This is a genomic window from Duganella alba (genome assembly GCF_009674495.1).
GTDB classification, from domain to species: domain Bacteria; phylum Pseudomonadota; class Gammaproteobacteria; order Burkholderiales; family Burkholderiaceae_D; genus Rugamonas; species Rugamonas alba.
In genome coordinates, this window is the sequence record NZ_WKJN01000032.1 from 39,227 (window position 1) to 53,226 (window position 14,000).

At 64.2% G+C, this 14,000-nt stretch carries 14 protein-coding genes; 9 read left to right on the forward strand and 5 right to left on the reverse strand.

Going from position 1 to position 14,000, the window contains the following annotated elements; all coding sequences use genetic code 11:
- The first annotated feature begins 42 nt into the window (after positions 1-42).
- A complete protein-coding gene (locus tag GJ695_RS24195) occupies positions 43-1,584 on the forward strand; it encodes a methyl-accepting chemotaxis protein (protein WP_154369335.1) in 1,542 nt (513 codons plus the stop codon).
- Positions 1,585-1,678: 94 nt separating this feature from the next.
- Here the strand turns inward: GJ695_RS24195 and GJ695_RS24200 are convergent, their stop codons facing one another.
- Positions 1,679-2,197 carry an RrF2 family transcriptional regulator gene (locus GJ695_RS24200; RefSeq protein WP_154369336.1) on the reverse strand — a complete coding sequence of 173 codons (519 nt, stop codon included), beginning with the start codon at positions 2,195-2,197 and terminating at the stop codon, positions 1,679-1,681.
- Positions 2,198-2,309: 112 nt separating this feature from the next.
- Between GJ695_RS24200 and GJ695_RS24205 the strand changes: the two genes are divergently transcribed.
- The gene (locus GJ695_RS24205) at positions 2,310-3,524 is read left to right on the forward strand and encodes an NAD(P)/FAD-dependent oxidoreductase (RefSeq protein WP_154369338.1); all 1,215 of its coding nucleotides are present in this window, start codon (positions 2,310-2,312) and stop codon (positions 3,522-3,524) included.
- Here GJ695_RS24205 and egtB read toward each other — a convergent pair.
- Positions 3,521-4,747, reverse strand: a complete 1,227-nt coding sequence (gene egtB, locus GJ695_RS24210; RefSeq protein ID WP_154369340.1) for an ergothioneine biosynthesis protein EgtB — start codon at positions 4,745-4,747, stop codon at positions 3,521-3,523. The genes GJ695_RS24205 and egtB overlap by 4 nt on opposite strands.
- Before the next feature lie 4 nt (positions 4,748-4,751).
- Complete coding sequence (gene egtD / locus GJ695_RS24215; RefSeq protein ID WP_229260626.1) at positions 4,752-5,663, reverse strand: L-histidine N(alpha)-methyltransferase; 912 nt, start codon at positions 5,661-5,663, stop codon at positions 4,752-4,754.
- A gap of 223 nt (positions 5,664-5,886) precedes the next feature.
- Between egtD and GJ695_RS24220 the strand changes: the two genes are divergently transcribed.
- The 6 genes from GJ695_RS24220 to GJ695_RS24245 all read left to right on the forward strand — a co-directional run bounded on the left by GJ695_RS24220 (position 5,887) and on the right by GJ695_RS24245 (position 10,359).
- Positions 5,887-6,747 carry a putative selenate ABC transporter substrate-binding protein gene (locus GJ695_RS24220; RefSeq protein WP_154369344.1) on the forward strand — a complete coding sequence of 287 codons (861 nt, stop codon included), beginning with the start codon at positions 5,887-5,889 and terminating at the stop codon, positions 6,745-6,747.
- Positions 6,748-6,760: 13 nt separating this feature from the next.
- Positions 6,761-7,585: a phosphonate ABC transporter ATP-binding protein gene (locus tag GJ695_RS24225; protein ID WP_154369346.1), complete on the forward strand. Its 825-nt coding sequence runs from the start codon at positions 6,761-6,763 to the stop codon at positions 7,583-7,585.
- Positions 7,585-8,424 (forward strand): PhnE/PtxC family ABC transporter permease, encoded by an 840-nt coding sequence (locus GJ695_RS24230; RefSeq protein WP_154369348.1) that lies wholly within the window; start codon positions 7,585-7,587, stop codon positions 8,422-8,424. The genes GJ695_RS24225 and GJ695_RS24230 overlap by 1 nt, the downstream gene beginning before the upstream one ends.
- Positions 8,421-9,212: a phosphonate ABC transporter, permease protein PhnE gene (phnE, locus tag GJ695_RS24235; RefSeq protein ID WP_154369350.1), complete on the forward strand. Its 792-nt coding sequence runs from the start codon at positions 8,421-8,423 to the stop codon at positions 9,210-9,212. Before GJ695_RS24230 ends, phnE begins: the two co-directional genes overlap by 4 nt.
- A 2-nt stretch (positions 9,213-9,214) precedes the next feature.
- Entirely contained in the window at positions 9,215-9,892 is a 678-nt protein-coding gene (locus tag GJ695_RS24240; protein WP_154369352.1) for an ABC transporter ATP-binding protein, read from the forward strand.
- Positions 9,893-10,071: 179 nt separating this feature from the next.
- A complete protein-coding gene (locus tag GJ695_RS24245; protein ID WP_008447145.1) occupies positions 10,072-10,359 on the forward strand; it encodes a hypothetical protein in 288 nt (95 codons plus the stop codon).
- A 99-nt stretch (positions 10,360-10,458) separates the two neighbouring features.
- On the opposite strand, the gene GJ695_RS24250 is transcribed toward GJ695_RS24245, so the two are convergent.
- Entirely contained in the window at positions 10,459-11,058 is a 600-nt protein-coding gene (locus tag GJ695_RS24250) for a YdeI/OmpD-associated family protein (RefSeq protein ID WP_154369353.1), read from the reverse strand.
- Between the two features lie 10 nt (positions 11,059-11,068).
- Positions 11,069-12,343, reverse strand: a complete 1,275-nt coding sequence (locus GJ695_RS24255; RefSeq protein WP_154369355.1) for a hypothetical protein — start codon at positions 12,341-12,343, stop codon at positions 11,069-11,071.
- Between the two features lie 111 nt (positions 12,344-12,454).
- On the opposite strand from GJ695_RS24255, the gene GJ695_RS24260 reads away from it, so the two are divergent.
- The gene (locus GJ695_RS24260; RefSeq protein WP_154369357.1) at positions 12,455-13,999 is read left to right on the forward strand and encodes a DUF1800 domain-containing protein; all 1,545 of its coding nucleotides are present in this window, start codon (positions 12,455-12,457) and stop codon (positions 13,997-13,999) included.
- Position 14,000: the final 1 nt, after the last annotated feature.

Below are 14,000 nucleotides of genomic sequence, written 5' to 3' on the forward strand. Positions count from 1 at the left end.
CAACATAGCGCTATACGGGCTGTCGACCTCACGGAGCCCAGGATGAATATCTCGAATCTGAAAATCGGCGCGCGCCTCGGCCTCGCCTTTGGCGCCGTCCTGCTGCTGATGGCGATACTGATCGGGATCGGCCTGCAACGCCTCAGCAGCATCGGCGCGATGAACGACACCATCATCGACAATGACTGGGTCAAGGCCGAAGCGGCGGCCACCGTCACCGCCACCACCCGCGCCAATGCCGCCCTCACCCTCGAACTGTTCACCACCGACGACAGCGCGCGCCTGGCCGCCATCAAGAGCGAGATGGACGCCAACAAGAAGATCATCACCACCGCGCTGGAAACACTGGGCCGCCTGGTCACGCGCGCGGAAGGCACGGCGCTGCTGGCGCGCATCGGCGACGAACGCAAGGCCTACGTGGCCTCGTTCACGCAGGTGGGCAAGCTGCTGGCGGACGGCCAGCGCGACGCCGCCCTGACCTTCATGCGCAGCGACATGCAGCCCAAGCTGAACACGCTGCAGGAGAGCATCCGCATGCTCAACGCGCTGCAGAAATCGGTGGTGGAAGAAAACGGCGCGGCGGTCAAGCACGACATCTCGATGGCGCGCCAGATGATGGCGTGGCTGGGCCTCGTGGCGCTGCTGCTGGGGATGGGCTTTGCGTGGCGCGTGACGCGCTCGATCACCGAACCGATCGGCGATGCGCTGCAAGTGGCGCGCGCCGTCGCCGCCGGCGACCTGACGCAAAACATCAGCAGCACGCAGCGCGACGAAATGGGCCAGCTGCTGGAGAGCATGGCGCAGATGAGCAGCAACCTGTCCAACATCGTCGGCCGGGTACGCAGCGGCACGGGCGCCATCAACACCGCGTCGGCGGAAATCGCCAGCGGGAATATGGATCTGTCATCGCGCACCGAGGAGCAGGCCAGTTCGCTGGAAGAAACCGCCGCCTCGATGGAAGAACTGACCAGCACCGTCAAGCAGAACGCCGCCAATGCGCAGCAGGCCAACCAGCTGGCGCACGACGCCACCGACATCGCGCAGCGCGGCGGCGCGGTGGTGGCGCAGGTGGTGGACACCATGAACGCCATCAACGACTCCTCGCGCAAGATCGTCGACATCATTTCGGTCATCGATGGCATCGCGTTCCAGACCAATATCCTGGCGCTGAATGCGGCGGTGGAAGCGGCGCGTGCCGGCGAGCAGGGGCGCGGCTTTGCGGTGGTGGCGTCGGAAGTGCGCACGCTGGCGCAGCGCTCGGCCAGCGCGGCCAAGGAAATCAAGCAGCTGATCGACGACTCGGTCGACAAGGTGGCGGCCGGCGCGCAGCTGGTGGACCTGGCCGGCAACACCATGAGCGAGGTGCAGGACAGCGTGCGCAAGGTGACTGCGATCGTCGAAGAAATGTCACTGGCCAACCGCGAGCAGACCAGCGGCATCGAGCAGATCAACATCGCCATCAGCCAGATGGACCAGGTCACGCAGCAGAACGCCGCGCTGGTGGAGCAAGCCGCCGCAGCCGCCTCGGCGATGCAGGACCAGGCCAGCGAACTGAATGAAGTCGTCAGCCAGTTCCGCCTGTAATCCATCCGGGGTCAGGTCCCCCATTTCTACACGAGCTGTGCCGTAGCGGCGCTACGGCACAGCTCGTGTAGAAATGGGGGACCTGACCCCGGATTTATTTGGCGGTGCGCTTGCCGGCGCGTTCGCCCAGCCAGTTCACTACTTTGGTGTCAAAGCTGGCGGGACTCTTGCGGTTGACCTTTTGCGCCAGGTCTTGCAAGGTTTCCTGCGCCAGCGCTTCTTCCATGCGCCGCTGGGCGCTTTGCATCACGGCGTGAACGGCGCAGGTGCCGGAGGTCGCCCAGTTGGGCGGCGCGTCGTCGAACAAGGCGCAGCGGGCGCGGATTTCGCGGCAGTCGAACAGCGCCTTGTCGCCGTCGATCGCCGTCACCACATCCAGCACGCTGATGTCGCCGGCCGCGCGGGCCAGCGTAAAGCCGCCCTTCACGCCTTCAGTGGCCGCCACCAGCCCTGCTTTCGATAGCTTGGTGAAAATCTTGGCAAGGAAATCCAGCGGGACGCCCTGCAACTCCGCCAGGTCGCGCACGCTGGCGTCACGACTGCCACCGTCTTCGCCGACCAGAAACAGCAGGCAGTGTATCCCGTATTCGACTCCGGAACTGATGTGCGACATATGAACTCCGACTAAATGAGTCGCCTATTTTAACACGCAGTGTAAAAACTCCTTGCGTTTACAAACTACGACAACTATAGTCGTAGTTATTGAACTTTACCAAGGAACCTAAATGACCAAGCAAATCCTGATCGTCGGCACCGGCTTCTCCGGTATGTGGAGCGCACTGGCGGCCGCACGCCTGCGCCATCTGCAAAACCAGCAAGAGGCGGTGGAGATTTCCATCATCTCGCCGCAGCCCAACCTGCACATCCGACCTCGCCTGTACGAGGCCGACCTGGCCGGCATGGCGCCATCGCTGGTGGACCTGTTTGCGGCGGCCGGCGTGCGCCACATCGTCGGCGCCGTGGAGCAGATCCACCCACAGGACCATGCGGTGAACTATCTGGACGCCGACGGCAAACCGCAATCCTTCAGCTACGACAAGCTGGTGCTCGCCAGCGGCAGCACGCTGTTCCGCCCTGCCATTCCGGGCCTGAAGGAACATGCGTTCAGCGTCGATCAGCTGAACGAGGCCGAGGAACTGCAACGCCATTTGCAGGCGCTGCCGCAGCGCGCGGCCAGCAAGGCGCGCAATACGGTGGTGGTGTGCGGCGGTGGTTTTACCGGCATTGAAACGGCGGCGGAAATGCCGGCGCGATTGCGCGCAATCTTCGGCAGCGATGCGGATTTTGACGTGATCGTGGTGGAGAAGGCGCAGGACATCGGCCCGGACCTCGGCGCCGGCCCGCGTCCCGTCATCGAGCAGTCGCTGCGCAACAAGGGCGTCAGCCTGCGGCTGGGCCATGCGGTTGAAGCCATCGACGACAATGGCGTCACCATTGCCGGCGGCGAGCGCATTGAAGCCGGCACCGTCATCTGGACAGCGGGCGCGCGCGCCAGCGCACTGGCTGCACAGGTTCCCGGCGAGCGCGATGCCTTCGGCCGCCTGCAAGTGACGCCGGCGCTGCGCGTCGGCAGCTCCGACATCTACGCCACCGGCGACGTGGCGCGCGCTGCTTCCGACGACCAGGGCAACCACGCCTTGATGTCGTGCCAGCACGCGATGAACCTGGGCCGCTCCGCCGGCCACAACGCCATGGCCGATGTACTGGGACTGCCGGCGATTCCATACGATCAGCAAAACTACGTAACCTGCCTGGCGCTGGGTGCCGACGACGGGGTGTACACCGAAGGGTGGGATCGTCAGGTAAAGCTGTCCGGCGCACCGGCGGCGGAATTGAAGGGCATGATCAACACGCAGTGGATCTATCCGCCCAAAGCGGATATGGCGGAAATCATCGCCCTTGCCGATCCGGACAGCCGCCCGGTGCAGTACATGCCTTAACGGCGCGCCAGGCGAATGCCGGTGAATTGCCAGCGGGCGCCGGCCGGGAAGAAGTTGCGGTAGCTGGCGCGCGCGTGGCCTTCCGGCGTCGCCGACGAGGAGCCGCGCAGCACGTACTGGTTCAGCATGAACTTGCCGTTGTATTCGCCCAGCGCGCCCTCCGCCGCCGCGAAGCCGGGATACGGCGCGTAGCTGCTGCTGGTCCATTGCCAGCAGTGGCCGTACATCTGGCGCAAGCCGTCGCCGGCAGCGCCGGCCGGATGCAGCGAGCCGGTTTCGAACGCTGCCTGCGCGGCAGCGTATTCCCATTCGAATTCGGTCGGCAGGCGCGCGCCGGCCCAATGGGCGTAGGCGTCCGCTTCAAACAGCGAGATGTGCGTCACCGGCCGGTTCAGGTCCAGCGGCTGCGGGCCGTGCAGCGTGAACTCCTGCCATGCGCCTTTCTCGTCCTGGAACCAGTAGATCGGCGCTTTCAGGTTTTGCGTGCGCGCCCAGTCCCAGCCTTCGGCCAGCCACAGGGCGGCGTTGAAGTAGCCGCCGGCGTTGATGAAGTCAAGGTATTCGCCGTTGGTCACCAGCCGCGAGGCCAGCGCGAACGGCGCCACATACTGCTTGTGGCGCGGCAGTTCGTTGTCGAAGCTGAAGCCTTCGTCGTTGTGGCCGATGTCGGTCAGGCCGCCGTCGAAATCCAGCCACGCCAGCGGCGCGACCGGGGCGGCGGCAGGCAATGGGATGTCCATGTAGGCGGGACGCAGCAGGCTTTGCGCCAGCAGGTGCTTGACGTCGGTCAGCATCAGTTCCTGGTGCTGCTGCTCGTGCTGCGTGCCGAGCATGATCAGCATCGCCAGGTCGGCGCGCTGCGTGTCGCTCAAGTCGCTGGCCAGCAGCCGGGCGATGCGCGCGTCGACGTCCGCGCGGTAGGCGCGCACCTGCGACATGGCGGGCCGCGTCAGCAGGCCGCGCTGCGCGCGCGGGTGCTTCTCGCCGATGCCGTTGTAGTAGGAATTGAACAGGATGCGGAACGCCGGATGGAACGGCGCGAAATCACGCTCCATGCGTTCCAGGATAAACGTCTCGAAGAACCAGGTGGTGTGCGCCAGGTGCCATTTGATCGGGCTGGCGTCCGGCATCGACTGCGCGCCGCAGTCCTCGTCGGTCAGCGGCTCGGCCAGCGCCAGCGTGTGCTTGCGTACCGCCGCATAGCGGGCTTGTAGTTGTTCCATAAGCTTAGTCGGGAATGGCCCGGGCGTGAATGACGGCGAACCAGTTGTTCTTGTCGGTCCACATGCGCGAGGTGGCGAAGCCGGCCTTCTCCAGCAGCGTGACGAAGGACTGGCGCGTGTACTTGTAGCTGTCTTCCGTGTGGATACGCTCGCCGCGCGCGAAATCGCGTTCGCCGCCACGCCAGGTGACGGTCAGCGGACAGCGCGCTTCCAGGTGCATCTCGATGCGGCTTTTCTCCGGATTGAAGAAGGCCACGTGCTGCCACTGGTCGACTTCGAAATCGGCGCCGATCAGGTGGTTCAGGTGGCGCAGCATGTTCAGGTTGAAGGCGCCGGTGACGCCCAGTGCATCGTCGTAAGCCGCGTCCAGCACCGCGCGGTCCTTGATAAGGTCCACGCCGATCAGCAGGCCGCCGTCGGCGCCGGCGTTGGCGCGCAGGCCGCGCAGGAAGGTCACCGCCTGCTCCGGCGAGAAGTTGCCGATCGACGAACCGGGATAGAAGAATACGCGGCGCTCGGCGCGCACGCTGTCCGGCAGTTCAAAGCCGCTGGAAAAATCCAGTCCCAGCGCGGTCATCTCGATCTGGGGGAAGCGCTGCTGCAGCTGGGCGACGGCGCCCAGCAGGAAGTCGCGCGAGATATCGACCGGCACATACTGCGCTGGCTTCAATAGCGGGAACAGCGACGCCGCCTTGGCGCAGTTGCCGGCGCCGAGATCGATCAGCGAGCTACCCTCGCCGATCGCATGCGCCATGTCGGCGCCATACGCGGCGAAGATGCTGGCCTCGGTGCGGGTTGGATAATATTCGGGAAGTTCGCAGATGGCTTCGAACAGCTTGGAACCCAGGCTGTCATACAGGAACTTGGGCGAGGTGCAGGCGTCGGACGCCAGCAAGCCTGCGCTGATCTCGTTCATGACTGCCTCACTGCCGTGGGCGGGCCGCTGCTGCGCGATGGTGTTGTTTGCGAGGGGCGACACAACACGGATCGCCGGGGCGCGGGACACTTGCATGGAATGCTCTGCCTTTATTCTGGGTGGTCATCCCGGGGGATGATTTTTGTTATGATAGCCGAATATCCATTTTGTAGCGTTGGATCAAAAGTTCAGTGCGACTTCTCACATAAAAAGGGCAACCACAATGAAAATCTCCCTCAAATCCTTACTCGCCGCCAGCATGATGCTGGCCGCTTCCTGGTCGCAAGCCCAATCGGCCGATCACGTGTTCCGCGTGTCCGCCATCCCGGACGAAGCGCCAACCGAGCTGCAACGCAAGTTCAAGCCGCTGGGCGAGTATCTGGAGAAGAAGATTGGCATGAAGGTCGAGTTCACGCCCGTGACCGACTACGCCGCTTCGGTTGAGGCCCTGATCAACAAGAAAGTCGACATGGTCTGGTTCGGCGGTTTCACCTTCGTGCAGGCCAATGACCGCAGCAAGGGCGCCATCACGCCGCTGGTGCAGCGCGCCGAAGATGAAAAGTTCCGCTCGGTGTTCGTCACCACCAATAAAAGCATCAACAGCCTGAACGACCTGAAAGGCAAGACCCTGAGCTTCGGTTCCGAGTCCTCGACCTCGGGCCACCTGATGCCGCGCTACTACCTGCTGCAGGCCAAGATCAATCCGGACACCGATCTGAAGCGCATCGCTTTCTCGGGCGCGCATGACGCCACCGTGGCCGCGGTTGCCGGCGGCAAGGTCGATGCCGGCGCGCTGAACATCTCGGTCTGGGAAAAACTGATCGAAGCCAAGAAGGTCGATCCAGCCGTGGTGCGCGTGTTCTACACCACGCCAGGCTACTACGATTACAACTGGTCGGTGCGCACCGACATGAACGCCGATCTGAAGAAAAAGCTGACCGACGCCTTCCTGGCGCTGGACATCAACAAGCCTGAAGACAAAGCGATCATGGACCTGCAACGCACCGTCAAGTTCATCCCGACCAAAGCCGAGAACTACAAGAACATCGAAGCCGCCGCCAAAAACGCCGGTCTGCTGAAGTAAAAAGTACCCCGCAATGCCGACTTACCAACTGCAAAACCTGACGGTGCGCCATCTGCGCGCGCCGTCGGCTCCCGCGCTGCAAACGATTAACCTGACCATCGAACAGGGCGAGCAACTGGCCCTGATCGGTCCTTCCGGCGCCGGCAAGACCACCCTGCTGGCGACGCTGTCCCTGTCCCACAAACCGGCCGAAGGCAGCTTCCACGCCTTCGGCGCCGATCCGTGGGCGCTGGGCGAGGCGGCGCGTCATCGCTTGCGCGCGCAGTTGTTCCTGGCGCCGCAAACGCCGCCGCTGCCGCCGCGCCAGCGCGTGGTGACGGCGGTGCTGGCCGCGCGCCTGCCGCAGTGGAGCGTGTGGCGCGCGCTGGTCTCGCTGTTCAAGCCCGACGACCCGCAAGCCGCGTGGCAGGCGCTGTCGCGCTTCAACCTCGGCGACAAACTGTATTCCCGCGTTGACCGCCTGTCCGGCGGCGAACGCCAGCGCTGCGGCCTGGCGCGCCTGCTGCTGTCGCCGGCCAAGGCGCTGCTGGTGGACGAGCCGCTGTCCGCGCTCGATCCCGCGCTGTCCGAACTCACACTGGCCACGCTGCGCGAAGAAGCCGCCGCACGCAACGCCACGCTGATTTGCAGCCTGCACCAGGTGGAACTGGCGCTGGCCCACTTCCCGCGCATCGTCGCGCTGCGCAACGGCCGCGTCGAATTCGACCTGCCGCGCGAGCAGGTCACGCCGCAGATGATCGCCGCGCTGTATCAGGGCGAACAGCCCGCCGTCGCCGACGACACGCCGCATGAAGACGATGCCATGGCGGTCAAGCTCGGCGTAGGCGCCTGCCTGTAATGGCCGCGCTGCTCCACGCCCGCGAGGGCTATCGCGATCCCGCGCTGCGCGGCCGCATCATCGCCTGCGTGGTCGGACTGCTGGTGCTGTGGCCCACGCTGGTGATCTCCGAATTCAAGCCATGGATACTGTTCGACGAACAAAGCCTGAGCGCCACCGGCCGCTTCCTGGCCGACTTCCTGGTGCCGGCGCATGACGCCGAATTCCTGCGGATGCTGGCGCGAGAAACCTGGAACACCATCGCCATCGCCAGCGCCGGACTGGCGCTGGCCCTGATCGGCGCGATTCCGGCCACGCTGGTCATCAACGAACAATTGTCGATTTCCGCGCTGGGCACGGGACGCATCCGCCCCATCGCCATCGCCGTGCGCCAGACCGTGCGCTGGCTGATGGTCATCCTGCGCTCGGTGCCGGAGCTGGTGTGGGCGCTGCTGTTCGTGCGCATCATCGGCCTGGGACCGACGGCCGGCGTGCTGGCCATCGCACTCACCTACTGCGGCATGCTGGCCAAGGTCTACGCCGAGATCCTCGAATCGGCCGACGCCCACGCCAGCGACACGCTGCTGGCCAACGGCGCCGGACGCCTGGGCGCGCTGCTGTACGGCGCCTTGCCGGAAGCCGCGTCGGAACTGATGTCCTACACCGTCTATCGCTGGGAGTGCGCGATACGCGGCTCGGTGGTGATGGGCTTCGTCGGCGCCGGCGGCCTGGGTCAGCGCATGGACGAATCGCTGAAGGCGCTGAACGGCGCGGAAGTCTCGTCGATGCTGCTGATATTCGTGGCGCTGGTGGCGCTGGCCGACCAGTTCTCCAAAGTGTTGCGGAGGCGCCTGGGATGAATCCGAATATGCCCAAACCGCCGCCGCGCGACTGGACCGTGCGCATCCTGATGCTGCTGGTCGTGGTGCTGGTGATCGCCAGCTTCGCCACGCTGCCGCTGAAGTGGCACGAATTCTTCACCGTGGAAGCCGTCAACAGCACCATGGAACTGCTGGCCGGCTTCACGCCGCCGGAAACATCGGGCGGCTTCCTCACCAAGACCTTCTGGGCCACGCTGGAAACGCTGGCCATGTCCGGCCTCGGCACCCTGCTGGCGGCCGTCCTCGGCCTGGCGTTTTCGCTGCCGGCGTCGGGCCGCTTTGGCGCCGTGCCGCGCGCCGCCATGCGCGCGGTGCTCAACGTGCTGCGCTCGATACCGGAACTGGTGTGGGCCTCCATCATGCTGATCGCCGCCGGCCTCGGGCCGCTGGGCGGCACGCTGGCGCTGGCCGCGCACACCGCCGGCGTGCTGGGTCGCCTGTTCGGCGACTCGCTGGAAAACGCCGCGCCGCTGCCGGAGCAAAGCCTGCGCACCAACGGCGCCGGCGCCACCAGCGCCTTCTTCTACGCCACGCTGCCGCAAACGCTGCCGCAGATGATGTCCTATACGCTGTACCGCTGGGAGAACAACATCCGCGCCGCCGCCATCCTCGGCGTGGTGGGCGCCGGCGGCCTGGGGCAGATGCTCAAGTACCACCTGTCGCTGTTCCAGATGCCACTGGCCGCCACCGTCATCCTCGCCATGCTGGTGCTGGTGGCGCTGGTCGATGGCGTCAGCTTTGCCATGCGGCGCGCACTTACAAGGTAACCATGCTCGAACTTCGCCAGCTGTCCAAGTCCTACAACGGCCGCCCGGTGCTGGCCAACCTGTCGTGGAATTTTAAGGCCGGCGAATTCGTCTCCATCATGGGCGATTCCGGCGTCGGCAAATCGACGCTGCTCAATCTGATCGCCGGCCTCGATACGCCGGACGCCAACGGCGAAGCGCCGATCGTCATCGACGGCATTGCGATGTCCGGCCTCGATGACGATGCCGCCACCCGCCTGCGGCGCGCGCGCATGGGTTTCATCTTTCAAGCCTTCCACGTGCTGCCGCACCTGACCCTGCTGCAGAACGTCGCCCTGCCGCTGCTGCTCAACGGCCTGCCCATCGCGCGCGCGGCGGAGATGCTGGACGCGGTGGGCCTGGGCGGCCGCGAGCACGATTTCCCGCACCAGATCTCCGGCGGCCAGATGCAGCGCGTGGCCATCGCCCGGGCGCTGGTGCACCGCCCGGCGCTGGTGCTGGCCGACGAGCCGACCGGCAACCTCGATCCCGATACGGCGGACGCCATCCTGACACTGTTGCAGCGCGAAATTAAAGCCACGGGCGCTTGCGCGATCATGGTGACACATTCGCAACTTGCTGCCAAAAAGACAGACAAAATCCTACTTTTATCTCAAACCGGGCTTCAAGAAACAACAATCGTCAACCCGTTTGCGCAATAACCAACATAATTTAATTGTTAAAGCCTGCACTTTTTTTTCAGCCGTAGTATTATTCAAATAACTTGCATGGTTATCAAGAATGTTGAGTCGCGTACCACATTCCGACCAGAAAGAGTGTGGGCGCTAGCCTTGCCAGGAAACGTACTTCTTTAACGTTTTGAGCAAAGGAGGAGCAAACCATGAATGTACGTCAAAAGAAGTTGGAATTGATTGAAGCCATGAATCGCGCTCGGGCGCTGGAACCTTCCAGTTTTGTCCCGAACAAGCTTCTGGATACTTTGATCGAAAAGATGAACTTGAAAAACGATGCTGAGTTGTGCAGGGTGCTGGAAGTTCAGCCTCCCATCATCAGCAAGATCCGGCACCGGAAGTTAGCGGTTGGCGCCACGATCCTGCTGCGTATGCACGAAAAATCCGATATCAGCATTCGCGAGCTGAAAGATCTGTCTACCGCGTCGATGCATTGAACATTTGTTCTTGCCATGCCTGGCGCCGGCATGCGGTAACCGGCGCCCCCAAGCGCTTTTGCGATCAGCCCAAACCCCGCTGAACGCCGCTTTACCTGATTAGCATTTCTCGTATTTCCAATTCCTCGCCTTGCCCTCTGCGATCCATTCGACTGCCTGTTCACGCCTGCGCGCGCGCGTGGTCTCGGTTTTCGCTTCGGTCAGCCATTCGGCGTAGTCGCGCTGCTTGCTGGGACTGAAGCTGTCGAAGTGCGCCCGCGCGCCCGGCACCGCGTCCAGCGCGGCCAGCAGATCGTCCGGAATTTGCAGCGCGCGCGGCGTCGCCGGCTTGGCGCGCGCCGGTGCGGACACGCCGTCGTCATTGAGCTTCATGGCCTGCTTGATGTACGAGGCCAGTATCTTTTTGGAAGGCAGGTCCTTGACCGAGGTGATGCGGCCGAAGTGGCCCATGGCCTCGCGCTTGACTTCATCGGCCATCAGCAGCTCGGCCTTCCACAGGTTGAAGGCGCAGTGCGCCTTGAAGGACGCCATGCTGCACATCATGCCCTTGTACATGAAGTGCGGGAAGCTCCACTTCATGGTCTCCTCCACTTCCGGACAGGTCTCGTGCACCACCGCGCGCAGATGTTCCAGGATGGGCTGCGCGAAGTCGGCGGACTTGGCGATGTAGGCGTCGACGCGCGGATCGGTGGTGGGCATGATGGTCTCGTCAGAAAAATTCCGGATGCTGCGCCAGCAGCGACGCCTCGAACTTGTTGACCGGATCAAAGTTCGGCAACGCCGGCGCCACGCGGCGGCCCGCGTCCCAGCTGCGCCAGGCGCGTGCGCTATCGTACTGCATCAGCAGCATATCGCCCAGATCCTTGTAGGCTCCAGCCAACACCGGATTTGCCTGCAACACCTCAACCAGCAGAGCGGCGCTTTCCTTGCCCTGCTTGCGATCAAGGCGCACGCGGTTGTTGGCCTCGAACAGCTTGAGCATATAAGCCTTGCGCGGCGCCTTGGGACGCAGCGCCGCCAGGGTTTTCACCGAGCCCTCCATTTCATTGGCCTTGGCCGGATTGATGGCGGCGAACATCAGCGCCAGGGTTGGCGACGCCGCCACCGCCTGTTTCTGCTCATCCGTCAGCGACAGCGGCGCGCCGGTGGACAGCGCGCACTCCATTTGGCCCAGCATGGTGTCAAGAATGGCCGGCTCGCTGAAATCGGTGGAGGTGTCGCATGGATGCTCGGCGCGCAGGGCCGCCAGCTGCTGCTGCGTCAGCGCGGCGATGCGGTCGAACAGGGCGTCGACGCCGCTCTTGCTGATCTCGCGCTGGTAGGACTTCAGATCGTAGGCTGGCGGCTGTGCGCTGCGCACCTGGGTCATGGTCAGATTCATATCGCGGCCGCCGCTGACGAAGAAGGTCAGATGGTCGGGAATCATGCCGCCCTTGGCCAGATTGTCCAGCACCTGCGGGTGGCCGGCTTGCGCGTAGCGCAGGAAGCGCGCGAATTGCGCGGCGTCTGTCGCCGGCACCTTGGCGCCGCTGGCACTCCACGCGGCCAGCTTGACGCCGTCGATATAGAACACGCGCTGCCCACCCTCTTCTTTTTCTTCCATCGCCTCCGGCGCGCCGCTCAGCACCGACAGCTGGTTTTCGTGGTCGGCCTTGCCCATTACCGGCGTATTGACCTTGGCCGCGTCCAGCGCGCTGCGCAACTGGTCGCGGTTGGACATTTCCACCACACGAAAGCCCACCGTGTCGAACAGCGAATATTCCACATACTGCTTGGCCGGCGTGTTGACCGCGTAACGGCGGCGCGACTGGAAGTCGTACAGCATGCGGCCCTGCTCCGTATCGATCGCCAGGTAAGTGTCCGCCAGCGTGACATCCATCTGCCGGGTGCGGTCCTGCATCGCCGAACTGACATGCAAAGTGGTGGCGGCCTGCGCCAGCGGCGAGACAGCCAGCGCCAGCAGCGCGGAAAGAATTAGACGCATGGTTTACCCATAGAGAGTGAAACAGGCATGATAAATTAAACAAGTCGAATTCTTGTAACATTTCGTTGCAGCTTACACATCCGTCACGTGGCACAAGCGGAAAAATGGCATATGCTTCAGCCTATGCATATTCCGACCATCACCAGACCGCTCGCCGTCCTGCTGCTGTTGGCAGGCTGCGCGACCACCGCCACCGCGCCGCAGGCGCCCGTCGATCCTGTGGCCCTGAGCCGCGCGCTCAACCGCGTCACCTGGGGCGTCAACGACTCCACCTACCAGCAGGCGGCCAAGGTCGGCTACAGCGCCTGGCTCGATCAGCAACTGCATCCCGGGCCGGCCGTGCTGCCGGCCGCCGTGCAGGCGCAGATCGACGCCATGACGATTTCGAAAAAGCCGCTGCCGCAGCTGGTGCAGGAACTGGAACAGCAGCGCCGCGACTACGACAAGGCCATGGTCGACGACGAGGCCAAGAAGGCCGCGCAACTGGCCTACCAGCAGGAACTGGGCCGGCTGGCCAAGGAAGCCGCCGCCCGCTCGCTGCTGCGCGACCTGTACTCGCCCAACCAGCTGCAGGAGCAGATGACGTGGTTCTGGATGAACCACTTCAACGTCCACCAGGGCAAGGCCAACCTGCGCGTGCTGGTCAGCGATTACGAGGAACAGGCGATCCGTCCGCACGCGCTGGGCAAGTTCCGCGACCTGCTGTCGGCCACGCTGCACCATCCGGCCATGATCCGCTACCTCGACAACGAACAGAACGCCGCCAACCGCATCAACGAAAACTACGCGCGCGAGATCATGGAACTGCACACGCTGGGCGTGGACGGCGGCTACAGCCAGGCCGACGTGCAGCAACTGGCGCGCATCCTCACCGGCGTGGGCGTCAACATGACCGAGAAAACGCCCGACGTGCGCCGCGACAAGCAAAGCCAGTACGTGCGCAAGGGCCTGTTCGAATTCAATCCCAACCGCCACGACTACGGCGACAAGACCTTCCTCGGCCAGACCCTCAAGGGACGCGGCCTGGCCGAAGTGGATGAAGCGCTGGACCGCTTGAGCCGCAGCCCGGCCACGGCGCGCTACGTCAGCCGCAAGCTGGCGATCTACTTCGTCGCCGACGAACCGCCGCCGCAACTGGTGGAGCGCATGGCGGCGCGCTTCCAGGCCACCAACGGCGATATCGCCGCCGTGCTGCGCGTGATGTTCGATGCGCCGGAATTCACGCAGTCGCTGGGCGCCAAGTTCAAGGACCCGGTGCACTACGTGGTGGCGGCCGTGCGCCTGACCTACGACGACAAGGTGATCCTCAACACCGGCCCGATGATGAACTGGCTGTACCGCATGGCCGAACCGCTGTACGGCCGCGTGACGCCGGACGGCTACCCGCTGACGCAATCCGGCTGGGCCAGTCCGGGCCAGATGACCACGCGCTTTGAAATCGCCAAGGCCATCGGCAGCGGCAATGCGGGCCTGTTCAAGAGCGAAGGCGCGCAGCCGCTGGAGAAACCGGCCTTCCCGCAACTGGCCAACGCGCTGTATTACAAGTCGCTGCAAAAATCGCTGGCGCCCGCCACGCAGCAGGCGCTCGAGCAAGCCGCCTCGCCGCAGGAGTGGAACACGCTCCTGCTCTCATCGCCGGAACTGATGCATCGCTAGG